Genomic DNA, 24334 nt, shown 5'->3' with positions numbered 1-24334 from the left:
CTGATAAGACCCCATCCGTGCCGTCACTTTCGAGGCGCGCGATCAGCGCGCCGTTCCCCGCGACCCCCGCCCCTGCTTCACCTCCTCAATAATCCACACACTCATCAACCCCACGCTCACACAAGCGATGATGTCCGGCTTGGACACAGCAATGGCCAGCCAGACAAGATGGACGTAGCCGCGAAAGAACCCCGGCACGGCCCGGCGCAGGTCATTCCAACGCGTCGTCGCCAGCACGCCACCCACTGCCGCCATCACCGTAAACACCGCCCACGCGAATTGCGTCGAACGCTCTTCGCGTTGCAACAGCAGAACGATCAACGCGACGAAACCCGCAAACCACATCGCCACGCCAACCCACGCGAGACGCGGTCGGCGTGCGAGCCAACCACGCCACTCCAGTTGCGCGAAAGAAAAGTAGAAAGCGAACAGCACACCGTGCGCGAACGGCATCGGCCATGCGAGAGGATAGGTGGAAAGCCAATGGCCGACGAAGCCGAACCCGACTGCCCCGAAGGCGGCCAGTATTGCGAGTTGCTTGATGTGCGGCCATCCATAGATCAACGCGGCCCATATCGTGCAGACGCCGAGCGTGGCCATTGCGATCGAGGTCAGGCGCCCGCCGCCCCCGTCACACAACGCGGCGGCCGTCGCGCCAAGCCAGATCGGGACCCAGCCGTAACGCAGCCAGCCAACCGAGCGCAGCGCCCGCAGCCGCTGCTGTTGCGATTCGGACAACAGGACGGTCGACGCAGCGCCGGTAACCAGTGTCACCATCAGCGTGGCAAGAAGCACGGCTAACTGAACAGGCGTCCATTGATCGAACCACCGGTCGCTCTTCAGGCTCGTCGACGCATTGGCGAACAGCAAGCCGCACCAGGCGCTCAACGCGAGCGTCGGACCAAACAGGCGGCCCGCGCCGATCCGGAATGTCAGGCAACGGGTCCAGAATTCGACCTTCTCGCTGTCGAGCAGCAACCGCACGACAATTGGATGGTAGCGACTGAGGGCAGTCAGCAACTGTTCCATCTCGGTGCGCACACCCGCGCGCAGCAGTGCGCGGGCGCCGGCAGCCAACGGAGGTTGTGGCCCTTCGAGGAGCGCCATGGCATTCGTGAAGCGCAGACGCAACGCGTTGTAGTCCTCGTCGGCGAACACGCGGTCCAGTGCGAGCGTTGCAATGGCGGCGTTGCGACGACGCAGATGGGCGGCGTTGTCCCGCCAACCCAGCACCGCACTCAGGTTCATGCGCAGCGTGGCCGGTGCGTCCTCGTTCAGGCAATGAACCAGCGCTTGCCATTCGAGTTCGTCGCGCGTCTGAATGTTGACGACGCCGGCGAACAGATCTTGCAGGTCACGGCGCGACTCCAGCTGATTTCGTTGCGAGACGAAGTTCTGCCAGAGCTGGACAGCGCTCTCGAAAGCGTCGGGTTCGCGAAGGCGTGTTTCGGGCGCCGGTTGCGTGAGGCTGGAGTGCGGTGGCGTCGTTTGCGCTGAGGGTGCTGTGCGCAACACAGGCACCGGCGTCGTGATCGGCGTATGCACGGGTACCGGCATTGGCTCATGCACCGGCCCTGCGGCTATCGTCCCCGCCGCGCCTTTGCTCGCCATCTGCAAAGCAGACTCATACGCATACCGCAGACGCTGAAACGCCTCAGCGTCCTCATCCGGGCGTTGCTGTTTCAGCAGACGCGCATAAGCACGGCGCACCGTGCGTTCGTCGGCGTTCGCGGCAATGCCGAGCACATCCCACGGCCAGTGATAGGCAGAAGTCGTATCCATGGCCGATCAATACGTCACATGCACATCGAAGCGATCCAGCAGCGCGCTCAGTTCGTTGCGCGCATGGGCGATTTCCTCGGCGTTCTGCCGTTCAAGCAGCGACTGGAACCGCGCGATATGCGCAGCCAGATATTGCCGATGCTCGCCGAGCGTTTCCTCATAGACGCGATCCGCGCGTGTGAGCAGCGAGCGATTCTCCAACTGATCGCGCGGATGGATCTTCAACGCACTCAAGGCCACGAGCCGTTCGCTGATTTCTTCCGGCGTCAACACGCCGGGGTTCTCTTCGATCACCATCGCGCGCTTCACACCATCCGGGAAGGCCGTCGCCTCCACTTCCAGCACACCGTTGATGTCGTAGGTGAAGCGCACATCCGCGCCCGCCTGACCAGCCGGTCTGACTGGTACGTCGAGCGTGAATTCGCCGAGCGGCACGTTGTCCGCGGTCAAGCGCGCTTCGCCCTGGAACACCTTGATGCTCAGCATCTGTTGCCGGTCGCTCACGGTGAAAATGCGCTGCATGCGGCTTACCGGCACGATCGTGTTGCGCTCGATGATCGGCAGAAAATGCCCCGGCACATATTGATTGGCGCCGATTTGCATGGCCGTGTCGATGCCGAGGCTATACGGCGCGACATCGGTCAGCACCATTTCGTCGAGACCTGCGTCCCGCGTGACGAGCCCTGCCTGCACGGCGGCGCCGAGCGCGACGACTTCGTCCGGATTCAGATGGGCGGCGGGCAAACGGCCGAACATCTTCGAGACCAGCTTGCGCACCATCGGCATGCGCGAGGCGCCGCCGACAAGGATAATTTCGTCGAGTGCATCGACAGCGATCTTCGAATCGCGCAGCGCTCGCTCGACAGGCTTGCGCAGGCGTTGCAGCAAATGCTCGCAGGTCCGCTCCGCGGCGGCCGCATCGAGTTCGAGACTATGCTCGTGGTCGGCAACCATAAGCTTGAGCGTAACGCTCTCAGCACTACTCTGCGTGAACAGACGTTTCGCACGTTCGGCCTGCTGGTGCAGACGTTGCGCGGCAATTGGCGTGAGCGACCCGGCTCGAAGGTTATTGCGCTGGCAGAACAACTCGACGAGCGCCTCGGTGAAATCTTCGCCGCCCAGAAAGTTGTCGCCGGTACTGGCGCGCACTTCCATCACGCCTTCGAAGAAGTCGAGCACGGAGACGTCGAACGTGCCGCCGCCCAGATCGAAGATCAGGAACTTGCGTTCGCTATCGCGCTGATGCACGCCATACGCGAGCGAGGCCGCGGTCGGTTCGTTGACGAGGCGCCGCACGTTGAGGCCGGCCAGTTCGCCGGCAATGCGTGTGGCTTTGCGTTGCGCGTCGCTGAAATAGGCCGGTACGGCGATCACGGCGTCTTGAACCGCTTCGCCGAGGAACGCTTCGGCATCGGCTTTCAACGATTTGAGCACGAGCGAAGACAGTTCCTCGGGACGCAGGGTCTGCCCGCCAAGCGACACGTTGCGATTCGTGCCCATGTAGCGTTTGAAGTTGGCGGCGGTGCGTTCGGGATGCGTATGCAAGCGGTCGTGAGCGGGCCGGCCGACGAGTATCGAGCCGTCGTCGTCGATCGAGACGCATGACGGCGTCAGTACGTCGCCCAGTGCGTTTGGGATGAGGGTAGCCTCGTTATTGCGCCAGACTGCGGCAAGACTATGCGTGGTTCCAAGATCGATGCCGATGATCGAAGGCATGTACAGTTTTCCGATTCGTTTTGCGCCCCTCCATGAGGAGATCGCCCAAGGTCGCGTGGGAGCCAGATGGTGCTCCGTCCAATGGCGATAACGGCAAGCTGCATGCAAACTTGAGCCGCGCGGGGAACGAATGCGGTGAGAACCGGGACAGGCGATGCGGCGCGCATGCCGGCGAGATGGGCCGCCGGACATGCGGATGTGGTGCCGCGCCGCGCAAAACAGGCGGCCGGAATGGTGGATGTAAAACGGGTGTGCGAAGCCCGCCAGGCCGGCCTGCTGCGATGTATCACAAGGCCTTGCGATACACCACGAAGCCGGAGTGGTCCGCGACTTTGTCGTACAGCTTCATCGCCGTGTGGTTCGTCTCATGCGTTTGCCAGTAGACGCGTTGCAAACCGTCGGCCTTGGCCCGTGCGTACACCGCTTCGATCAGTGCACGGCCGACCCCTTTGCCGCGCTCCGTATCCAGCGTGTAGAGATCTTGCAGATAGCAGGTCGGCGCCACCATGGTGGTGTGGCGGTGATACAGGAAGTGCACGAGGCCGAGCAACTGGCCGTTGCGCTCGGCGACCAGCGCGTGCATGGGCTCGTAGGCGTCGAAGAAACGCCCCCATGTGACCTGCGTGATCTCGCGAGGCAATGCCGTCTCGCCCGAGCGGCCGTAAAACGCGTTATAGGCGTCCCACAGCGGCAGCCAGGCGTCGAAGTCGGCGGCTGTGACAGGGCGGATCTGGATGGCTTCGGACATGGGTGTTGTTCCTTGTTGGGTAAGGGGTGTGGGCAGGCCGATCTGCCCCGCTAGGGCTGATTCGAACAGGCATAGACGGCCGCGCTGAAGGCCTGTTCGCGGTCTTCTTTGCTGGCGGTTGTTGCGGCCGCTGTGCCCACTGTACTACCGTGCTGCCCCAGATTTTCGCTGATGCAGGCATCCAGCCTTGCGCGTGCAGTGGCCGCGGGATCGAGCAGGCCGTAGGCATAAGCCGCGCACGCCAGCGCCACGCACCACTTGATCGCGGCGCCATAGCTCAAGCGTGCGGTTGTGGCGCGACGTGCAGGCGTGTTCATGGCATCGACCTCTCTCTCGGTATTTAGTGGTGGCGCAGCGGCGGCGACTCCGGAACCGTCAGCATAAGAAATTTGTGGCACCATTGTTAGCGCCACAATACATCTAGAATTTGGAGCCACGAATTTGGACTACGGTCTGTTGATGTCGAACGTCGAACGGGCAATGGGCGGGCGCAAGCTCACGCAGCAGGACCTGCTCTACGAGAGTCTGCGTCGCGCGATTCTCGATGGTGATATCCGTCACGGCAGCCGTCTTCTTGCTACACGAGCGCTCGCCGAACAGTTGGGCATTGCGCGCAACTCGGTGCTCTACGCCTATGAACGGCTGACCGACGAAGGCTTCATCACAGCGAGCCGGCATGGTTCGATCGTCAGCGTGGTGAATGGCTCAGGGGCCTCGCTCGCCACTGCAGGCGGCGGCGCGCAGGTGCCTGCAAATCGCCTGTCGCGCCGCGTCGCCGCTTTGCCGCGCGAGCGCACCAGCCCGGACGATCCCACGCCGTTTCGTCCCGGCGTGCCCGCGCTCGATGAATTTCCGCTCGCGCAATGGCGTGCCTCAATGGAGCGCGCGTGGCGTCTCGTCGAGCCGGGTGAACTCGGTTACGGCAATAACGCCGGACACCCCGCGTTGCGCCGCTCGATTGCGGAGTACGTACGCGTGTCGCGCGGTGTGCGGTGCTCAGCGGAGCAGGTGTTCATCACCTCGGGCACGCAGGCGAGTCTCGATCTATGCGCGTGCATGCTGGCCGACCCCGGCGACAGCGTCTGGGTCGAAGACCCCGGCTATCACGGCGCGAAGGCGGCGTTTCAGGCTGCTGGTTTGCAACTGGTGCCGATTCCCGTCGACGCCGCCGGCATTGCGCCGACACCGGATCATTGGAACCGGACGCCACCGCGCCTGATGTACATCACGCCCTCGCATCAATACCCGCTCGGCAGCGTGTTGAGCCTGGAGCGGCGCTGGTCGATCATCGAGAACGCGGTGGCGCGCGGTGCGTGGATCATCGAGGACGATTACGACAGTGAGCTGCGCCATAGCGGCCCACCGCTGCCGTCGATCCAGGGCCTCACGGGCGACACGCCGGTGATTTACCTCGGCACCTTCAGCAAGACGATGTTTCCGGCGCTGCGTATGGGCTTCATGGTGGTGCCGGCGCATCTTGTCCACGACATCGACGAGGCGCTCAGCGAGATCGCCCGGCAAGGGCGAGTGGCCGAGCAGATCGCGTTAGCGGATTTTATCGACAGCGGGAAATATGCGCGGCATTTGCGGCGGATGCGGCGCCTCTATCAACAGCGTCGCGCGGCGCTGGTGAATGCGATCGAGCGGCACATGCATGACCTGGTGACCGTTTCGTCCGATGGGGGCGGCATGCATTTGACAATGCGGCTCGATGCGCCGCTGCGCGATCAGGACGTGAGCGCAGCGACGCGTGAGCACGGTTTGCATATCGCCGCGCTCAGCGGGTTTTGTCAGCCATCGGCTGAAGGCGCCGCGGGCTACAACGGCTTCATGCTCGGCTATGCGGGGGTCAAGCCGCACGAAGCAGATGCGCTGGTGGCGCGACTTGCCGCCGTGGTGCGTGGGCTAGACCGCTAGCGTTGCATTGTTCTGAAGAAACAGGACTAATCCGTTTCCGCCTTGAGCCAACGTGCGAGCATGGCGTCGTCATCCGTATCCAGCGCTTGCGCGACCCGGCGTCCGACCGCTGCGCCGAATTTATAGCCGTGACCCGAGCAGGCCGACACCACCAGCGTGTTGCCAAGGCGCTTCGAAAAGAAGCGGTTGTCCGCAGTGAACGTGTAGATGCAGGTTTTTACTTCGGTAACCGTATATTCGTCGATGCGCCTGAGCGGCGGCGCAAACAACCGGCGCAGACTGTCGCCTTCTCCGGGCGCGGCGACACGATTGGCGTCAGGATCAGGGGCACGTGATCTGTGCACGCCGGCGCCGAACTTCAGGCCAATGTCGTCGCTCGGTGGCAACACGTAACCGCCGCTGCTGCCGCCAATATCGACGATAGCGGGCGCATTTAACCACGCGTCCGCCAGATCCGCGGGCGGCTCCATATAGGCAACCGCGTTGCGATAAGTCATCAGGTTTTCAGCGAGCGCCGGGAATAGCTGCAGCGTCCACGCACCGGCGGCGACCACGAGCCGGTCGGCACGGATGATGGTGTCGTCCTCAATGCGCACGGAGGCCGCATGCGCATCGACCGCGAGTACCTTGGCGTGGGTGCGAATATCCGCGCCGCGCATCCTGAGCCACGCCTTCATGTCGCGTGCGATGCGTTCGCTGAACAGCGCGCCGCCATCGTGGTCGAGATAAGCGTAGCGAAACGTAGCGGGATCGAGAAAGGGGTAGCGTTCGGCGGCTTCGCGCGGATCGAGCAGTTCATACTCGAATTTCATCCGGTCGAGACCCGTGCGGAATTGCTCGGCGCCATCGCTTGCATGCTGCGAAATGCCGAGCACGCCGCAATTCGCATAGTGCGAGACGCCCAGGTCATTCCACAGCAGGTCCCAGCTGTCGAACGCTTCTGCGATGGTGCGTGCGTAGCCGTCGGCGTCGCCATAAGCGCGACGGATCATGCGATGCCGGTCGCCCGAGGCGGCGAGTGGATTCGGAATCGAGCCTTGTTCGATCAGCGTGATGTCGTGTCCCAGTTTTGCGAGCGACCACGCTGTGCTCAAGCCGGCAATCCCGGCACCTACGATTGTCACCCGCATACCATCTTCCCCGAGTCGATGTATCCGGGTCAGAGTCTAGCAGTGGGAAAAATAATTCGATACGCGTTCTTGCGAATCGCCACGCGAGTCAGCGCGGTCGATCCGGAGTGCTATCAAGCAGGCGGTGGTCTCCGCGCGCCGCCGTATCAATGTTTGTGTTTCGACGTATGGCGCAGCTTGTCGCGTACTTTCTTCGCGGCGAACAGCGGTACGTAATCGAACACACGCGCTTCGTGCCGGTAGTCGGCCAGTGTGTCTGCATACATCTTCGAGACCGTTTCCGTGGGTGTGTCGGTCTCCTCTGCGATGCTTCTCACCACTTCGTCGACATTAGGCTCGGGTTGGGACATGGATATCTCCGGGGCAAGCGGGGTGGACAGGTGGGTTGCCATGAACGGGCGCGCACGACAGGAGTTTCATTAGAGGATGCGTTTTGCTGCGATGCCAATTGAATCGTCCTATCGAATGACCTGTTCCACAGAGATTTTTGTCTTGCACTGCAGCAGGCGCCCGTGCCGCGCAGTGAAGCAGGAAATCAATGTGTATGCCGGTGATGAATATCTGGGAAATGCGCGTGCGTATGGGTGATCGGCGCATGGGAATGCGCATGGGTGTGCGGTTCGTTGCCGTCCCACGCGAAATCATGCTCGTGCTGATGATGCGCGTCGTGCCGATGGCGATGCGTGTGGTCCAGCGACACATGCGTGTGCGGATGCTCATGACGTTCGCGAATGTGCAGCCAGACACCCACGGTCATCAATGCAGCGGCCACCCAGAACAGCGGCGGCGGCATTTCCGGCCACAGCAGCCACGACAGCGTCACGCCGAATAACGGTGCAACCGAGAAATAGGCGCCGGTGCGCGCGGTGCCGAGATTGCGCAGTGCGACGACAAATAGCACGAGGCTCACGCCATAGCCCGCGAATCCCGTCAGCATGGCGAGCGCGACGGTCGCGGCTTTGGGCCATGTTGCACCAAAAGTGAGCGCGAGCGTCACGTTGACGGAACCGGCCACCAGCCCTTTTATGCAGGCAATGAACATGGCGTCGTGAGTTGACACTTTGCGTGTGAGATTGTTGTCGACCGCCCAGCACGCGCAGGCACCGATCAGCAGCAGCGTGCCCGCAGGCAGGCCGGCCGCGCCGGGCTGCCACGATAGGGCCACGCCGCCCGCGACGATCGCCGCCATGCCGAGGAACACCTGGATGTCGACGTTCTCGCGAAACACGATCCAAGCGATCAGCGCGGTAAACACGCCTTCGAGATTCAGCAGCAGCGAACCGGTGGCAGCCGGCGTGGTGTTCAGACCCAGCATCAGCAGCGCCGGTCCCGCGACGCCGCCTGCCGCGATCGCGCCCGCGAGCCACGGCACTTCGCGCAGAGGAAAACGGGGGTGATTGGCCGGTTGCCCGTCGGCGTGACCTTTCAGGCGGCGCGCCAGAATCACGGCCGTCAGGCCAAGACCGCTGCCGAGGTAGAACAGTCCGGCCAGCAGAAACGGCGACAGCGAACCGAGCAGCGCCTTGGCGAGCGGGGTGGTGGCGCCGAACAAGGCGGCGGCGAGCAGCGCGGTGAAAGCTGCGTTGAAGCGGGTAGGCATGGGCGGAAGAATCGGTGAAGGCGGGCGTTGCCGACACGATACCGCGACCGGGTTGCGAACGCCTTACTTTGCTGGGCAGGTGTCCGGACTGGAGAGTTTGCTCTTACGCATCCATCCGGCCCTGTCGAACGTAATACGTTCATTACCGCTACGCCGGAGGCCATTGCCATGCGCCGCGTTGTTCATGCCGCTGCCGCGGCCATTCTGCTGCTGTGCCTGACAGGGTGCTCCAACGAGCCGCCCAATCCCAACCCGCGCGCCGGCGAACCGCTTGCAACGGTGCCTGTCGATCTGCCCAGATACATGGGGACCTGGTACATCATCGCGAACATTCCGTATTTCGCCGAGCGCGACATGGTGGGCAGCCGCGCGGAATGGAAGTTGCGGCCGGATGGCAAGATCGACGATTCGTATTACGGCCGCAAGAAGCGTTTCGACGCCCCTGAAAAGCACTATCAGTTCCTCGACACACCGGTGCCAGGCAAGGAAGGCGGCGAGTGGAGCGTGCAATTGTTCTGGCCGGTCCGCGTGACGCAGTTGACCCTTTACGTCGACCCCGATTATCACTACACGATTCTGGGTTATCCCGGCAAAAATCTCGGCTGGATTTTTTCGCGTGAACCCGACATGAGCGAGGCCACCTATCGGTCGCTGCTCCACCGGCTCGATGCGATGGGCTACGACACATCGCGCTTCAGGCGTGTGCCGCAGCGCCCCGACCAGTTGGGCACAGAAGGTTTTGCCTCACCGGGTGGCGGCGACTAACGCGGTAGGGGTGCCCGATGCCGTGTTTACCCCGCATCCGATCGGGCCCTTACAGCGTATAAGCCGTATCGCTTTTTGAACGAGGATCTCATGCCGCCCCTCGCCGCCGCCGTGGCCGCCCTGATTGGGCTTGTCGTGATCTTCAGCATCGTCTGGGCGTGGCAGTTGAAGACCACGAACGCCGGCATGGTCGACCCGGTCTGGGCTTATTCGCTTGGCCTCGTCGCGGTGCTCTACGCGGTGCTCGGCAACGGCGACCCGGTCTCGCGTGCATTGACCGCGCTGGGCGGTTTGGTTTGGGGCGCGCGGCTCGGTACGCATCTGTGGAAACGCAACTACGGCAAGCCCGAAGACGCGCGTTATCGCCGCTTCCGCGAAGCATGGGGTGACAAGGCGGCCAGCAAGATGTTCTGGTTTTTTCAGGCGCAAGTCGTGGTCTCGATGCTGTTGTCAATCGCATTCCTGGTGCCGTCGTACCGGAGCAGCCCGCCGGCCATCGGATGGATCGTGTTGGCCATCGCGCTATGGATCGTCTCGGTAGCCGGCGAAGGCATCGCGGACCGGCAGCTAAAACGCTTTGCGCAGGATCCGGCCAATCACAACGCCGTCTGCCGCGTAGGCCTGTGGCGCTATTCGCGGCATCCGAATTACTTCTTTGAATGCGTGCATTGGGTTGCTTACCTTGCGCTGTCGGTCGGTACGCCCTGGGGATGGTTCACGCTGTTGCCGCCGGTGTTGATGGCGTTCCTGCTGCTGAAGCTCTCCGGCATCCCGCTGCTGGAAGAAAGCATGGCGAAAAGGCGCGCCGGTTACGCCGACTACATGCGCACCACCAACGCGCTGATTCCGTGGCCGCCGCGCCATTGAGACGAGCTGGTCAAGCTGCGTGCGAATGTTCAGACGAGTCCAGAACAACGATAGGGAGTCAACCTCATGAGCCTTTCCACCACCGGCCATACATTACCGCCGTCGTCGCCTGCCGAGCCGGGCGACGGCTGGTTGATCCAGTGCTGCGAGCGCGGCTGGCTGCCTGACGGCCTGATCCGTTTCGGCATGCGTCAACTGATGCGCCAGCGTTTGCGCGATGAAGCGATCGACAACGGCGAGTTGCGCGCGCAACGGCTCAATCGTCTGTTGGACGAGCTGCGTGCGAGTCCGATCGCCATCGAAACGCAGGCCGCGAACACGCAGCACTACGAGGTGCCGGCCTCGTTCTTCCATGCGCATCTTGGGCCGCATCTGAAGTACTCGTGCTGCTTGTACCCGAGCGGTGCCGAGACGCTCGCGCAAGCCGAAGCGGCGATGCTCGAGTGTTACGCCGAACGCGCGGAACTGGCGGACGGTCAGCGGATTCTCGATCTCGGTTGCGGATGGGGCTCGTTGTCGCTGTGGCTGGCGGCGCGTTATCCGCGCGCGCAGATCGTCGCGTTATCGAATTCGCACGGGCAGCGCGCGTTCATCGAAGCGCGTGCGGCGGAGCGCGGCCTGCACAACCTCTCGGTGGTTACGGGCAATGTCGTCGATTTCGAGTTCGACGCGGCACAGCTTGGCGGCGGTTTCGATCGCGTGGTGTCGATCGAGATGTTCGAGCATATGAAGAACTACGGTCTGCTGCTCGCCAAAATCTCGCGCTGGATGCGCGACGAGGCGAAGCTGTTCGTGCATATCTTCGTGCATCGCACGCTGGCGTATCACTTTCAGGTACAGGACGGCAGCGACTGGATGTCGAAGTACTTCTTCACCGGCGGCACGATGCCGTCCGAAGCGCTCCTGCTGAACTTCCAGGACGACCTGCGGATGGAGCGTCAGTGGTGGGTGAGCGGCACGCATTACGAGCACACCGCGAACCAATGGCTAGCTGCGCTCGACACGGCGCGTGATCGCGTGATGCCGATGCTCGTCGATACATATGGAGCGCGCGATGCGGCTGTGTGGCTGCAGCGCTGGCGGATGTTCTATATGGCGGTGGCGGAGTTGTTTGGCTACGCGAACGGCAATGAGTGGGGCGTGGGCCACTATCGATTTGCGAAGCGATGAGCAGTGTCAGCGCCCGTTTCGTCTGATCGTTTGCCTCGCGGCGGCGCAAACGTGCAAACAGTTTTTGCTTTGTGTTGACAATCTACAAAGCCAGTGTTTAACTGTCAAAAATTGCCACATTGTGCGTCACGATACCTCATTTTGATCTCAATCCGGTAACGAGGGCTGCCTGCACGGTTGGATTGCAGCGGCAGTCGCGGTAGGCAGGCCTTATGTACCGAGGAGCGATCCACAGCACTCGCTCATTAACCCGCGTCGCATTCCATTTGTCACAAGGCATGGATTTATTTTTTTAAATGGCTGTATGAAATAAACGCCGTATACATAGGAATCCTATTTGTTCATTATTTGAAAAATAGTTGAATTTGTGCGGAGTAGACAAAGTAATTCCCAAATTTTGGTTCGGAAATGAAAGCGTTGTTTATTTGGGTGCCGCTGTCATAGAATCGCCGTCAAACTACGGTTGGCACGTAGACCCACACATGTGAGAGGGATCGGACCGTTGCCCGCTCTGGCTATGGTAAACCTCATTATGAACAGACCTTATTTTTTAGGTCTGCGAATGGATATAGTGTGAGCGACATTTTTAATGTCTGCGTATCTTCTGGAGTTTCCCATTATTGAAGACAAATTGTACTGAGAGATCGTCGCCTTGATTAAATGGGCGGTGCGATATCGCCATTCGACTATGGCGATGTAGAGCCGCGGCGACCTCGTTGGAAAACTATAAGCGAAGGCGGAAATTCCCAAAAACGACCTCGCACATAAATAACAGAAGGAGACAATCGTGAAGCAAAATTTCTTATCCCCTCTTTGTTGCGCTCTGATTTCCGCACTGCTTCTGGCAGGATGCGGCGGGGGCAGCAGCAATCCGAACAATGGCACCGATTCCGCACAGAAACCCAGCTCTCCGAGCGCGTCAAACTCAGGCGGTGCGCCTGCAGGATCAGCGTCGAACTCGAATACCGGCGGCAGCACAGGGTCTTCGCAGGGATCCACGACCGGCTCAAACTCTGGCTCGAACAACGGCTCCAGCAACGGCTCGCCTCCCGGTTCGTCTGGAGGACCGTCCACCACGCCGGTTGCCGACGTGCAATCTGTCATTCATCCTTCTGCCCTTTGGCAGGATGACGCCGGGAACCAGATCCAGGCACACGGCGGCGGCATGTTCCAGGTGGGAGATACCTACTACTGGGTTGGCGAAGACAAAACCGGAGAGACAACGTCCGGAACGTTCCAGAACGTAAAATGCTATTCGTCGAAGAATCTGCAAAGCTGGCACTTCGAAGGCAACGCGCTTTCGCCGCAGCCCACTGGCGACATTGCCGCGAGTCAGGTGGTCGAAAGGCCAAAGGTCATCTTCAACGACACCACAAAGCAGTACGTGATGTATATGCACGTGGACAATACATCGTACTCCTTCGCAAAGGTCGGCGTTGCGACCAGCACGACGCCATGTGGTCCGTACACCTATCAGGGCAGCTTCATGCCGCCCAACAGCAGCTCCAGTCGCGACATGGGGCTGTTCAAGGACGACGACGGAACGGCGTATCTGTTGAGCGAAGATCGAGGCGTCGGGACACATATCTATAAACTGACGAGCGACTATCTCAGCGTCGACAGTCTGGTCTACACCATAGGCGGTCCGAATCAGTGGGTCGCACTCGAAGCACCCACCATGTTTAAGGCCAACGGCTACTACTTCGTAATCGGCTCAGGCCTGACGGGCTGGAATCTGAACGGCAACTTCTACATGGCGGCAAGCACGCCGGCGGGTCCATGGACCGGTCCGACAGCGCTGGCCCCCTCAGGGACAAATACCTTCTCTTCCCAGGCGACCTATGTCCTGCCGGTTACAGGAAGTAGCGGAACCACGTACATGTACATGGGTGACCGGTGGAACGGCAATTACCTTCAGAACTCCTCCTACGTCTGGCTTCCGCTCGCCGTCAACGGCGGAACAGTCAGGTTGCCTCAGTGGGACAACGCGTTCGGAATGGATCTGACGACTGGGTTGCTTCAACCCGCCGTGTCTACCCTGGACTATGACGCAACGTCGCCTGGCACCAGTCTGTCGGGAGGCGCCGGATCCTATAGCTGCTCACAATGTTTCATGTCCGGCAGCGCAGTGGGTTACATCGGTGGACCGGGAAATGGCACCATGACCTTTAGTGGAATTAACGCGCAAAGCCCCATCACCGAAATTGCGTACATCAGTTACATCAACAACGATCCCAATCCTCGCTACGCCACGGTGACGACAAACGGAAACACCGGTGTAGTGGTCACGTTCCCTCCGACCGGAACGTACGGTGGCACGGTCCCCGTACCTTTGAGCCTCATGGCCGGCGCAAACAGCGTGTCGATCTCCGGCGCAACGGTTTCAGGCCAGAGCACTAGCTACGCGCCGGACGTCGAGGAACTCTTCCTCGATAACTAGGTGTGACCTGATCCGCCGCCGCCCCTTGGGGAAACGGCGGTGGACGATCTTTCCTGCACGGGATGCGGGCGGGATCGCCGCGCAGCCTACGGGTGGTGTGGGTCGCGCAGAAGGTTGCGTATCTGACGGAGCACGCGCGCGGAACATCGCGGAGTTCGCTTGACTGAGTTCGGAGCAGGCTTCATGGATCATTTCAATCAAGATGTATCGGAAAAGACCATACGAGCCTGGATGCCCTCAATTTCGGGGTATCCGGGGCCATGTTATCTGGCATTGGCGAGTGCGATCGAGGATGCGATCAATGCCGGGCTCGTACGGCCGGGAGAAAAATTGCCGCCTCAACGACTGATGGCTGACTTTCTTGGCTTGCATGTCAATACGGTCAATCGTGGGTTGCGCGAACTGGCGTGGCGCGGTCGCACGCGAGGAAACACCCGTTCGGGCACCGTCGTGCTTTCCCTTTGCGATAAAGACCTAACCCCGGAATTCGATCTGGAGGATGCTGGCTGGATTGAATGACGTGCGGCAGGCAGCAACTGCGTCTCTGCTCTGGAATGACCTGGCGTAGTTCCGTGCGGCTGCGGAGACTGTTTCAAACGAAGAACTCGCTGCGTGAGCGGCCGGAGAACTCAAAGTTCTGTGAACCACGTGGTCTGGAGATCGCATCTGGACGCGTTTGTTGGTAATTTGATTCGCATTCCAAAATATATGGCGCCGGTAAGGTGATCAATTGGCCGGCGCAATTGGGAGATGTTCATGAAGCTTTCTGGTTTGCTGTTGGCGGCGGCATGTGGGGCCGTCTTGATGAGTGCGTGTGGCGGAAGCGATAACCCGGAGTCCGGCAGCAGCACGACAAGCGGCACCAGCGCGGGAGGCGCGACGACTGGAGCCGGCCCCACCCTGCCAAGTCTGCCGTCGGGCACTCCGCCGCAGCTCGTTGCGCACAAGATCGGCTGGGACCATTACACGCTTAGGGTCGACGGAAAAACTACGCCGATCTGGTCCGGTGAATTTCATCCGTTCCGGTTGCCGAGTCCTAGTCTGTGGCTCGATGTCCTGCAGAAACTCAAGGCCAATGGCTTTAACGCCGTCTCCATCTACTTCGACTGGGGTTATAGCTCCGCGAAGGCAGGAGCCTATGATTTCACGGGAATCCGTGACATGGATACGCTGCTCGACATGGCGGCGCAAGCGGGCCTCTATGTCATTGCGCGCCCCGGCCCATACATCAACGCGGAGACGGACGCCGGCGGATTTCCTGGCTGGTTACTTACGCAGAGCGGCAAAGCCCGCACCAGCGCGCCTGATTACCTGGCGGCCGCGCGCGAGTGGATGAGCAAAGTCAACCCGATCATCGCTCGACACCAGCTGACCACGGGTCAGGGTACGGTCATCCTCTATCAGATCGAAAATGAAATGCAGGACACCAGCCAGACGGGCTACATGCAGGATCTTCATGATTGGGCCCGATCGGATGGGATTTCGGTGCCGATTTTCCACAATGATCCGGGGCCGAACGGCAATTTCGTTCCGGCAAACTCCCCGATTCCAGGCGTGGTAACCGGCCCGGTCGACCTGTATGCATTCGACGACTATCCACAGACAAACTGCACCGGTAACCCGGGTGCGGGGTGGTACGGTCTGTTTAGCACTGGAGGGGCGAAGGGCGGGGCGACAGCTTCACCTTATACGCCTGGATTCATCGCCGAAATGGAAGGCGGCTGGTTTGACAACTGGGGATCTTCCGGCATTTATCCATGCATGTCTCAAGCGGGCGCCGGCTCGAACTTCGAACGGCTGTTCTACGGGACCAACATCGCGAACCGATTCGCGATTCAGAACATCTACATGTCGTTTGGTGGCACGAATTGGGGTTGGTTGCCGTCTACCGGGCTGTATACGTCGTATGACTACGGTGCCGCGATAGACGAGGGCCGCCAGTTGCGGCCCAAAATGGCTACGCTTAAGGCGCTGGGCAATTTTGTCCAAAGTGTTCCCGCGATCATGCATGTTGACGCTGGAAGCGCCGTTAGCGCGTCATCGCAATCCATTCAGATTCTGCACGGAGTGGACAATACCTCCGGAACCAATCTGTACACGGTCCTGCACTCGCCCTCAAATGCGACTTCAAACGACACCTTTACTTTCCCGGTCGTGACACCCGACGGTGGCTTCACCGTGCCGCAGCAAGGGACGTTAAGACTCAACGGTGCAGATTCCAAACTGCTGCTCGCGAACTACTCGTTCGGTCAGCATCATCTTGTCTACACGACGTCGGACCTCGATACACAACTGTCGGCTGCGGTGGGCGACGTCGTCCTGCTGTATGGCCGGCAGGCAGAAGATGGGGAGACAGTACTGCGCTTCTCCTCGCAACCCACTGTGTCGGTGATTGGAGGTCCGTCCAGCAACGTTAGTCAGGCGTGGGATCCCTCCACAGGGCAGCTGCGGTTGAACTATCAGCACAACGAGTTGACGAGAATCCTGATATCCGGCGGCGGTAGCGCCACCCCGCTGATGTTGCTTATCGCTGACGACAATACCGCGGCGACCTTCTGGAGGCAAAATACCAGCGCCGGCCCGATACTCGCACGAGGTCCTGCGCTGCTCCGCACGGCCGCGATTAGCGGGACGACTCTCGGGATGACCGGCGACACGGTATCGGCGGGCTCGCTGGAGGTATGGGCGCCGGCGGCGATCAAGCAAGTCTCCTGGAATGGCGCGGCTATTGCCAGCCAATCGACCGCATCGGGAAGCCTCCTGGCGCAAAATGCGCTGAGTGGACCTGACGCTGTCTCGCTCCCTGATCTCACGGCGCAATCGTGGCGTTACATGCAGGAGTCGCCCGAAGCACAATCCGCGTTTGATGACTCGAAATGGATTAGCGCTTCGTTGACATCGACCAATAGCACGACGCCTCCGCCGTCCGGACAGCCGGTGCTCACCGCCGACGACTACGGTTTCCATCATGGCGACGTCTGGTACCGCGGAAAATTCACTTCGACTTCGAACGTATCTGCGATTACGTTGAATTACTGTGGGAGCCAGGCCGGCCTGGATCAGGTCTGGGTTGACGGCAATTATCTCGGACAGAATGTACTGGGCGGCTCAACTTGCGGCACGTTCACCGTCCCGGCGACGTTGGCGCCAGGGCCGCACGTTATCGCGACAATGGTTCGAAATAATGGGCACAACGAAGACTGGTACGCGAATGACGGCCACAAGGAGGGAAGAGGGCTGGTTTCAGTTTCTCTCGGTTCCGGTTCGACCACGAGCATCGCGTGGAAGATACAAGGCAATGCCGGTGGCGAAGATCTGTGGGACACCGCTCGCGGTCCGATGAACAACGGCGGACTATGGGGCGAGCGCAACGGCTGGTATCTCGCAGGATTTCCGGCCGCGGGTTGGTCGGCTGCCACATTGCCGGCTGGACAGGCGTACGCGGGCACTTCATGGTTCAGGACGACCTTCCCGCTATCGATCCCGGCTGGGAATGACGTGTCGGTCGGCATTCAGATCGGCGGCGCCGACGGCACGATCACTGGCGGGAACTATCGCGCCCTGATCTTCGTGAATGGCTGGAACATGGGTCAGTACATTGCGAATGTTGGACCACAACATACCTTTGTTGTCCCCAATGGCATTCTCAATCCCAACGGACAAAACACGATCGCCATTGCGGTGACCAGCAACGGCAACCCGTCCGACGGCCTCGAAAGTGTCCGGCTCGTCAATCTGGGAACTGTTCGAGGCGGCGTGCCGGTTCAACTTAACGACTCTCCCGACTATTCAGCCTGGCTGTCAGCCAACTAATAACACCGGACCGCGGGAGGTGCCTTCAGTCAGCGCCGGGACCCCCTACGGGGTCCGGCCTCGATCTTATCTCGTCGTCCGTATTCATACGTAGTTAGTAATCCAAAAAATACTGAAATAGAGAATCTTGTCGGCAGGAGCCGGGCGTGCCGGCGGATCTGTCAAAAACAGACCAGCAGTAGCGGAGACATCGATGGAAAACAAACCAAGTGCAAAGCGCCGTTCCCTGATCAAGCTCGGCGGATTGTCACCGATCTTGCCGTATCTGTACGCGTGCGGGGGCAATGCCGACTCCGCGAATTCGGGTGGCTCGCAGCCAGTAACAACAGGAGCCGGTCCCGCTGCTGGCGCCGCCTCTGCGCCCACTGCCGGTTCCAGTCCTGCTTCAGGTCAGGAACCCGCGACAGCGAGCCTGATACCCGATGCGCAAGCGTTACAAATGAAGTACGCCTACGCTGCCGGACAGTCTCCCGATTCCATTGGCGCCAATGCGTCGCCATCGACGTACATGCTGTATGAGGGCTTGCCGATCGGTAATGGCCGTCTTGGGGCGCTCGTTGGCGGCGCGCCTACGCAGGAACTGCTCTATCTGAACGACATCACCCTCTGGTCCGGGCAGTCCAACATAATGGATTACGCCTACACCTCGAGTGGAATGGGTTCTTATCAAACGCTAGGTACGTTGACGATAAGCCTACCCACGCACACTAACGCGACTCAGTATGAGCGCTTGCTGGATATCAGCAATGGGCTTGTCAGAACAGCCTACTCCGTCAATCAGGTCAACTACGAGAGAGCAATTTTCAGCAGCTTCCCGAATGATGTCATGGTGATTCGGCTAACCAGCAGTACACCCAATTCTTATACCGGATCGATTGCTCTTGCCGACGGTGGCAGAGGCGCCACAACGTTCAAAGATGGGAGTGCCCAGATGCTATCTTTCTCTGGGAGCTTACCTAACGGGGAACTCTATTGCGCGTGCGCGAAGATATTGCCCGACGACGGGGAATTGGCTGTTAACGGTGATCAGATTGTCTTCCTGAATTGCAGTGGCCTCACCATTCTGGTATCCGCGAGCACTAACTATGACGGCATTAGTGCAGATCACTATCTGGGCGGTGGATCACCTTTGGACACGGCCCATGGCCAGATCGCAGCTGCCGAGGGCAGTAGCTTTGGAACACTGCTCTCCAATCATCTCGCGGACTACCAGCCCCTGTTCGGAAGATTCAGCGTGGATTTCGGGGCATCAACTGCCGCTCAAAATGCGTTGACGATTCCTGATCGCCTGCAGGCGCGTGCTGCGCCGAGCAGTCCACCCGATCCCTGGCTGGAATCGTTGTATGTGCAGTTTGGGCGCTATCTGAGCATTGCATCCTCGCGTACCTCCTTGCCGATGAATCTGCAGGGACTGTGGAACACGACGAATGATCCAGCATGGTTCTCGGACTATCACACCGACATCAATGTCCAGATGGCCTACTGGCTCGCAGACCGGGGCGGGCTACCGGAGTGTTTCGAGCCGTTCCTGAACTTCGTTCTCAGCCAGTACAAAGACTGGGAAACCTTGACACAAAGTAGTTTCAACAGTTCGAGCAATCCCTTTGCAAACTCCAGCAGAAAGATTGCAGGCTGGACAGTGGGCATCTCGGCAAATGTATACGGGTCTCAAGCCTGGCAATGGCACCCACCCGGAAATGCATGGATTTGCCGGAATCTCTGGGAACACTACGAATACACGGTAGATCGCAACTATCTCTCAACGATCTATCCGATCCTGAAATCTGCATGCCAGTTCTGGGAGGTTCGTCTGGTGTCGGTTCAAACGGGTACGAATCCGGATGGATCGGCGTTGATGCAGCTCGTTGACGACGTCGATTGGTCACCCGAGCACGGAAACTATTTGCAGGGCATTAGCTATGCGCAGGAGCTGGTTTGGGATCTCTTCACAAACTATCTCAAGACCGCGTCGGTTCTCGGAGTCGACTCGACCTACGTTGCGACCATCACCGCGTTGCTGTCGAATCTCTATCTTCCCCAGTTGAATCCTCAGAACAACAATATGCTCGAGGAGTGGATGCAAGCGTCATACGATGCTCAAACGGAGCAATCCGATCCCACGCATCGCCATCTGTCGCCGCTAATCGGACTCTTCCCGGGGGAGCGCCTTTCGATCAACAGCGATCCGACGTTCATGAACGGCGTCAAGGCGCTCCTGACGGCGAGAGGCACCGCCAGTTTCGGGTGGGGGATGGCCTGGAGAATGGCATGTTGGGCTCAATTGCAGCAACCGTCGATAGCGTATTCAATGATTCCCTTGCTGCTCACGCCAGTGACCTTTTCTAACCCAGGAAACGGCAGCTTTGTGAACATGCTGGACGCTTACGACGATGGGCCTGAAGTGTTTCAGATTGACGCGAACATGGGTGGTCCTGCTGCGGTGTGCGAGATGCTGCTGCAAAGCAGAACGACATCGATCACGTTGTTACCCGCGCTTCCATCGCAGTGGGGGAACGGCAGCGTGAGCGGGTTGCGTGCCAAGGGCGGATTCTCTATCGACCTGGCATGGACTAATTCGGTACCGACTTCAGTGACGCTGACCAGCGTAGGTGGAACGTCAACAACATTGTTCTATATGGGGAGAAGCAAACAGGTTCACGTGCCGCTGAACGGATCAGTGACCTTGGGCGCGGGCGAGTTGCCGTGAGCCGGAGAAACATTGAGCAAGCCGTACGCGTGGTGCGTGTTGTCGCCCGAGGCCGGTTGTTTAACATCACGCCCGCGGACGTACGGGTTGACGGGAGTTTTTATGGAGACCAATAACGAAAAACCTGCGAGCACGCCAATGGAGATCACCATGCCTGAAAGATCGGAGCAGATGCTGCTCGAAAATCTCGTTGCGCTGCAGGTCTGGGTGTGCGCCTGGTATGACGAAGCGGTCAAGGCGGAATTTATCAACCTGTCCTATCATCCGGACGCGGAAACGGTGAGCCTTTTGCGACACTACTTTAAAGCCGGCGTGGCGCCTGCAGAAGCTGCGCACGCGTGCTTTGGGCATAAGCACTAACCCACAATTCAATCGCGAAACGCTACCGGGCACGCTTGCGCCCGTGCATATCGACTATCGTTACGTGAGCGCACTGCGAACCCGGTGACTACTACCGTTACGTGGTGATGTGCCCGGAAGCAGTGACAGTGCCACAGGCGTATCATGGCCGACTGCTTGCTGCTGCTCGCCCAAGTCTTGCACGTCACGGATTCGCACCACGTCGATACCGCGGCCCCGACACTCCGCGCGCAGGCGCAACCGGACGGCATCATGCTTTGTCCGCCTGAAACCGAATCCCGATCTCCGCCACAGCATGACCGTAAGGCAAACCATTCCCCTCAATCGGCTACTGCGCGACATTCGTGCCTGCACGGTGTGCGCGCCGGTGCTGCCGCACGCGCCGCGGCCGATCGTCGTGGCGTCGGCCGACTCGCGCATTCTCATCATCGGCCAGGCGCCCGGTGCGCGCGTACATGCTTCGGGCATTCCGTGGAGCGATGCGAGCGGTGCACGGTTGCGCAGCTGGCTTGGAGTCGCCGATGAGACCTTCTACGACGCCTCGAAATTCGCGCTGGTGCCGATGGGATTCTGCTTTCCAGGCAGAGGCGCGAGTGGCGATTTACCGCCGCGCCCAGAATGCGCCGCCCATTGGCATCAGGCCTTGCTCGCCCAGTTGCGCGAGGTGCGGCTCACGTTGCTGATCGGTCAATACGCACAGCGCTTTGGTCTTGGTGACGCGTTCGGGCCGACGCTCACCGATACGCTGCTGCGTTGGCGGGAATATGGCCCCACCGCGATGCCGCTTCCGCATCCATCGCCGCGCAATATCGCCTGGTTCAAGCGCAATCCGTGGTTTGAAGCGGAGGTGTTGCCGACCTTGCAGACGCGTGTTGGAGCTGCGCTCAGCGCATGATTCGCCACGCGCGGCCGAAATAAACTGAAACACACAATTAAGCGCCCGGCGGAATAAAACGGCACACTGACGCGTTAGCTTGATACGGCGGCGCGACCGGACCTGTTCCGGCATGGCCGAATTTTCAAATAGCTTTCGCTGAAAACGCATTCGCAGACGGAACGACCCATGAATACCCACGCGAACTCCCTGACCGATTCGGCCGGCACCCTGCAGCCGTCGCGCTACACCCGCACGGCAATGGCGCTGCACTGGCTGATCGCGCTGCTGATGATCGGCAATGTCGTACTCGGCCTGAGCGCCGAATCATGGCCCGACGACTGGGTGCGCCCGGTGGTCGATACCCATAAGTCGATCGGTATCACGGTGCTCGGCCTCGCGCTGATGCGCATCTTATGGCGCGTCTCGCACAAGCCGCCGCCGTTGCCGCGCGAGTTTCCGTCGTGGGAGAAGATCGCCGCGCATGTCGCTCATTTTCTGCTGTATCTGTTGATGATTGCGTTGCCGCTATCGGGCTGGCTGCACGATTCCGCGTGGAAAGACGCGGCCACGCATCCGATGCGTCTGTTCAACCTGTTCCCCTGGCCGCGCATCGGCTATGTGATGCATCTCGACCCGGCGCTCAAGGAGACCTTGCACGATCGCTTCGGCGCTCTGCATACGTGGCTTGGCTACGCGCTGTATGCGCTGCTGGCGATGCATATCGGTGGCGCGTTGAAACATCAATGGATCGATCGCAAGTCGGTTCTGAAACGCATGGTGCCGTAAGCACTATCGCTTTGATTTCACTCTAATAACCGTATCAACGACGGACACAGCAGTCATTTTGAAGAAAACTCTGGAACAGGCGCTCGCCCTTGCCTCCCCGCGCATTCTGCCGCGTCCCACCACGCTGCTGAGCACGCTGATTCATCTCAGCGTGGTCGTGTTGTGGCTGCTGCTGTTCGCGCGCGCGTTCTTTTTGCAAGGCGTGGTGGCGTGGTCGACGGGGATTGCGTACGTCGTGTACGACACGTTGCTGCTCGCGTTCGTCACATGGAAAACACTGCCGCTGATGCGGCCCACTGCGCCGCTCTCGCCCGACGTCGATCCGCACAGCTTACCCAGCATGGGCGTGATCGTTGCTTCGCACAACGAGGCGGCGGTGTTGCCGGTCACCCTCGCGGCGCTGCTGCGTCAGACGCATGGCCCGGCGCAAATCGTGATCGCCGACGACGGTTCCACCGACGCCACCCACACGCTGCTCACCGAACGCTTCGGCCTCGCTGCCGCCGCTGACGGCGTGCTGAGCGCGCGGAGTACGCTTTATCCCAACCTGTACTGGCTGCGCGTGCCGCACGGCGGCAAGGCGCGCGCGTTGAACGCCGCGATCACGGTCATGACCACCGACACCGTCATGACCGTCGACGCCGACACGCTGCTCGAAGACGACGCCACCTACGCGATGCGCGCCGCGTTCGCGAGAGAGCCGAAGCTGGTCGCGGCGGCCGGCATTCTGGTGCCGGTGTGCGGAAAATCGGTTTCGGGCCGCGTATTCCAGTGGTTTCAGACCTACGAGTACATGCGCAATTTCATCGCCCGCTTTGCGTGGATGCGCGCCGACAGTCTGCTGTTGATTTCAGGCGCCTTCGCTTCGTTCAAGCGCGACGCGCTGGTGGATGTGGGCGGTTTCGATCCGCAGTGTCTGGTCGAAGACTATGAGCTGATTCATCGGCTGCGGCGCTATTCGGTCGACCATGGTCTCGGCTGGGATGTCCGCGTGATCGGCGATGCCCGTGCGCGTACCGATGCGCCGGGCAACCTCGGCAGTTTCCTGCGGCAGCGCCGCCGCTGGTTTGCGGGCTTTCTGCAGACGCAATACTGGAATCGCGACATGACCGGCAACCCGCGCTACGGCACCATGGGCATGCTGATGTTGCCGGTCAAGGCCATCGATACGATGCAGCCGATCTACGGACTGACCGCCTTCGCGCTCTTGCTCACCTTCCTGTTTGGCGGGCATGGCGCGCTCGTCGTGTCGATTTTCAGCGTGATCGGCATCAAAACGGCGATCGACCTCGCGTTTTATCTCTGGTGTATCCATCTGTACCGCCGCTGGACCGGCCTGCGCACAGGCTCCAGTTTGCGCATGGCGGTCCTCGCGGCAATCGCCGAGCCGTTCACGTTCCAGTTGGTGCGGCACGTCGGCGCGCTGCTCGGCTGGCTGCATTTCCTGCGCGGCGGCCGTTCGTGGGGCGTGCAACGCCGCTCCGGTCTCGTCACGCACGACGAAAGCCGCTAGCCAATCCTCTTATTTGACGCACTCCGGGTGGCAGACAGGTGCGCTGCGGCCATGGGCTGCGCGGCGGGGGCAGGGCCGCGCCGTGCCTCTATTGAACCAGGCGGCTTCGGGTTCTAGTAGACTGTGCAACGATGCCGGCCTGC

At 60.5% G+C, this 24334-nt stretch carries 20 protein-coding genes; 12 read left to right on the top strand and 8 right to left on the bottom strand.

What is annotated here, in order from left to right:
• Positions 1–42 precede the first annotated feature (42 nt).
• The 4 genes from BCY88_RS38080 to BCY88_RS38065 all read right to left on the bottom strand — a co-directional run bounded on the left by BCY88_RS38080 (position 43) and on the right by BCY88_RS38065 (position 4563).
• A complete protein-coding gene (locus BCY88_RS38080) occupies positions 43–1782 on the bottom strand; it encodes a J domain-containing protein (protein WP_120349221.1) in 1740 nt (579 codons plus the stop codon).
• 6 nt (positions 1783–1788) lie between these two features.
• A complete protein-coding gene (locus BCY88_RS38075; protein ID WP_120349220.1) occupies positions 1789–3498 on the bottom strand; it encodes an Hsp70 family protein in 1710 nt (569 codons plus the stop codon).
• A 286-nt stretch (positions 3499–3784) separates the two neighbouring features.
• Entirely contained in the window at positions 3785–4246 is a 462-nt protein-coding gene (locus tag BCY88_RS38070) for a GNAT family N-acetyltransferase (protein WP_120349219.1), read from the bottom strand.
• A 50-nt stretch (positions 4247–4296) separates the two neighbouring features.
• Positions 4297–4563, bottom strand: coding sequence for a hypothetical protein (locus BCY88_RS38065; RefSeq protein ID WP_120349218.1), 267 nt, complete (start codon positions 4561–4563; stop codon positions 4297–4299).
• Between the two features lie 124 nt (positions 4564–4687).
• On the opposite strand from BCY88_RS38065, the gene pdxR reads away from it, so the two are divergent.
• Positions 4688–6163, top strand: coding sequence for a MocR-like pyridoxine biosynthesis transcription factor PdxR (gene pdxR / locus BCY88_RS38060; RefSeq protein ID WP_120349217.1), 1476 nt, complete (start codon positions 4688–4690; stop codon positions 6161–6163).
• Between the two features lie 26 nt (positions 6164–6189).
• Here pdxR and BCY88_RS38055 read toward each other — a convergent pair whose 3' ends face one another.
• From BCY88_RS38055 to BCY88_RS38045, 3 genes are all read right to left on the bottom strand, one after another.
• The gene (locus tag BCY88_RS38055; RefSeq protein WP_120349216.1) at positions 6190–7293 is read right to left on the bottom strand and encodes an NAD(P)/FAD-dependent oxidoreductase; all 1104 of its coding nucleotides are present in this window, start codon (positions 7291–7293) and stop codon (positions 6190–6192) included.
• Between the two features lie 146 nt (positions 7294–7439).
• Positions 7440–7643, bottom strand: coding sequence for a DUF3562 domain-containing protein (locus BCY88_RS38050; RefSeq protein ID WP_028195916.1), 204 nt, complete (start codon positions 7641–7643; stop codon positions 7440–7442).
• A 185-nt stretch (positions 7644–7828) separates the two neighbouring features.
• Positions 7829–8893 carry a DMT family transporter gene (locus BCY88_RS38045; protein WP_120349215.1) on the bottom strand — a complete coding sequence of 355 codons (1065 nt, stop codon included), beginning with the start codon at positions 8891–8893 and terminating at the stop codon, positions 7829–7831.
• Between the two features lie 168 nt (positions 8894–9061).
• On the opposite strand from BCY88_RS38045, the gene BCY88_RS38040 reads away from it, so the two are divergent.
• The 3 genes from BCY88_RS38040 (at position 9062) to BCY88_RS38030 (ending at position 11695) form a co-directional block, all read left to right on the top strand.
• Positions 9062–9658 carry a lipocalin family protein gene (locus BCY88_RS38040; protein WP_120349214.1) on the top strand — a complete coding sequence of 199 codons (597 nt, stop codon included), beginning with the start codon at positions 9062–9064 and terminating at the stop codon, positions 9656–9658.
• A 90-nt stretch (positions 9659–9748) separates the two neighbouring features.
• Positions 9749–10525 (top strand): DUF1295 domain-containing protein, encoded by a 777-nt coding sequence (locus BCY88_RS38035; protein WP_120349213.1) that lies wholly within the window; start codon positions 9749–9751, stop codon positions 10523–10525.
• A gap of 66 nt (positions 10526–10591) precedes the next feature.
• Positions 10592–11695 carry an SAM-dependent methyltransferase gene (locus tag BCY88_RS38030; RefSeq protein ID WP_120349212.1) on the top strand — a complete coding sequence of 368 codons (1104 nt, stop codon included), beginning with the start codon at positions 10592–10594 and terminating at the stop codon, positions 11693–11695.
• 543 nt (positions 11696–12238) lie between these two features.
• Here BCY88_RS38030 and BCY88_RS39725 read toward each other — a convergent pair.
• Positions 12239–12799: a hypothetical protein gene (locus BCY88_RS39725; protein WP_147408620.1), complete on the bottom strand. Its 561-nt coding sequence runs from the start codon at positions 12797–12799 to the stop codon at positions 12239–12241.
• On the opposite strand from BCY88_RS39725, the gene BCY88_RS38025 reads away from it, so the two are divergent.
• The 8 genes from BCY88_RS38025 to BCY88_RS37990 all read left to right on the top strand — a co-directional run bounded on the left by BCY88_RS38025 (position 12786) and on the right by BCY88_RS37990 (position 24191).
• Positions 12786–14135 carry a glycoside hydrolase family 43 protein gene (locus tag BCY88_RS38025; RefSeq protein ID WP_147408619.1) on the top strand — a complete coding sequence of 450 codons (1350 nt, stop codon included), beginning with the start codon at positions 12786–12788 and terminating at the stop codon, positions 14133–14135. The genes BCY88_RS39725 and BCY88_RS38025 overlap by 14 nt on opposite strands.
• A 183-nt stretch (positions 14136–14318) precedes the next feature.
• A complete protein-coding gene (locus BCY88_RS38020; RefSeq protein WP_259461661.1) occupies positions 14319–14654 on the top strand; it encodes a GntR family transcriptional regulator in 336 nt (111 codons plus the stop codon).
• A 237-nt stretch (positions 14655–14891) separates the two neighbouring features.
• Positions 14892–17948 (top strand): beta-galactosidase, encoded by a 3057-nt coding sequence (locus tag BCY88_RS38015; protein WP_220669725.1) that lies wholly within the window; start codon positions 14892–14894, stop codon positions 17946–17948.
• A 193-nt stretch (positions 17949–18141) separates the two neighbouring features.
• Entirely contained in the window at positions 18142–20655 is a 2514-nt protein-coding gene (locus BCY88_RS38010) for a glycoside hydrolase family 95 protein (RefSeq protein WP_120349210.1), read from the top strand.
• Between the two features lie 102 nt (positions 20656–20757).
• A complete protein-coding gene (locus tag BCY88_RS38005) occupies positions 20758–21015 on the top strand; it encodes a hypothetical protein (protein ID WP_147408618.1) in 258 nt (85 codons plus the stop codon).
• Positions 21016–21310: 295 nt separating this feature from the next.
• Complete coding sequence (locus BCY88_RS38000; protein WP_120349208.1) at positions 21311–21910, top strand: uracil-DNA glycosylase family protein; 600 nt, start codon at positions 21311–21313, stop codon at positions 21908–21910.
• A gap of 168 nt (positions 21911–22078) precedes the next feature.
• Entirely contained in the window at positions 22079–22678 is a 600-nt protein-coding gene (locus BCY88_RS37995) for a cytochrome b (protein ID WP_120349207.1), read from the top strand.
• 58 nt (positions 22679–22736) lie between these two features.
• Positions 22737–24191 (top strand): glycosyltransferase family 2 protein, encoded by a 1455-nt coding sequence (locus BCY88_RS37990; RefSeq protein WP_120349206.1) that lies wholly within the window; start codon positions 22737–22739, stop codon positions 24189–24191.
• Positions 24192–24334: the final 143 nt, after the last annotated feature.

This window comes from Paraburkholderia fungorum (assembly GCF_003610895.1).
GTDB classification, from domain to species: domain Bacteria; phylum Pseudomonadota; class Gammaproteobacteria; order Burkholderiales; family Burkholderiaceae; genus Paraburkholderia; species Paraburkholderia fungorum_B.
Note: the sequence above shows the minus strand (reverse complement) of the source record. Positions and strands in the feature narration are given on the sequence as shown.

What these genes read in the sequence shown, in the direction of transcription:
- BCY88_RS38005 (WP_147408618.1), top strand. Translation starts at nt 20,758, where the DNA reads ATGGAGACCAATAACGAAAAACCTGCGAGCACGCCAATGGAGATCACC.
- BCY88_RS37995 (WP_120349207.1), top strand. Translation starts at nt 22,079, where the DNA reads ATGAATACCCACGCGAACTCCCTGACCGATTCGGCCGGCACCCTGCAG.
- BCY88_RS38080 (WP_120349221.1), bottom strand. Translation starts at nt 1,782, where the DNA reads ATGGATACGACTTCTGCCTATCACTGGCCGTGGGATGTGCTCGGCATT.
- BCY88_RS38045 (WP_120349215.1), bottom strand. Translation starts at nt 8,893, where the DNA reads ATGCCTACCCGCTTCAACGCAGCTTTCACCGCGCTGCTCGCCGCCGCC.
- BCY88_RS39725 (WP_147408620.1), bottom strand. Translation starts at nt 12,799, where the DNA reads ATGACAGATTGCACGTCGGCAACCGGCGTGGTGGACGGTCCTCCAGAC.
- BCY88_RS38040 (WP_120349214.1), top strand. Translation starts at nt 9,062, where the DNA reads ATGCGCCGCGTTGTTCATGCCGCTGCCGCGGCCATTCTGCTGCTGTGC.
- BCY88_RS38070 (WP_120349219.1), bottom strand. Translation starts at nt 4,246, where the DNA reads ATGTCCGAAGCCATCCAGATCCGCCCTGTCACAGCCGCCGACTTCGAC.
- BCY88_RS38015 (WP_220669725.1), top strand. Translation starts at nt 14,892, where the DNA reads ATGAAGCTTTCTGGTTTGCTGTTGGCGGCGGCATGTGGGGCCGTCTTG.
- BCY88_RS38050 (WP_028195916.1), bottom strand. Translation starts at nt 7,643, where the DNA reads ATGTCCCAACCCGAGCCTAATGTCGACGAAGTGGTGAGAAGCATCGCA.
- BCY88_RS38065 (WP_120349218.1), bottom strand. Translation starts at nt 4,563, where the DNA reads ATGAACACGCCTGCACGTCGCGCCACAACCGCACGCTTGAGCTATGGC.
- BCY88_RS38030 (WP_120349212.1), top strand. Translation starts at nt 10,592, where the DNA reads ATGAGCCTTTCCACCACCGGCCATACATTACCGCCGTCGTCGCCTGCC.
- BCY88_RS38000 (WP_120349208.1), top strand. Translation starts at nt 21,311, where the DNA reads ATGACCGTAAGGCAAACCATTCCCCTCAATCGGCTACTGCGCGACATT.
- BCY88_RS38010 (WP_120349210.1), top strand. Translation starts at nt 18,142, where the DNA reads ATGGAAAACAAACCAAGTGCAAAGCGCCGTTCCCTGATCAAGCTCGGC.
- BCY88_RS38035 (WP_120349213.1), top strand. Translation starts at nt 9,749, where the DNA reads ATGCCGCCCCTCGCCGCCGCCGTGGCCGCCCTGATTGGGCTTGTCGTG.
- BCY88_RS38075 (WP_120349220.1), bottom strand. Translation starts at nt 3,498, where the DNA reads ATGCCTTCGATCATCGGCATCGATCTTGGAACCACGCATAGTCTTGCC.
- BCY88_RS38055 (WP_120349216.1), bottom strand. Translation starts at nt 7,293, where the DNA reads ATGCGGGTGACAATCGTAGGTGCCGGGATTGCCGGCTTGAGCACAGCG.
- BCY88_RS38020 (WP_259461661.1), top strand. Translation starts at nt 14,319, where the DNA reads ATGGATCATTTCAATCAAGATGTATCGGAAAAGACCATACGAGCCTGG.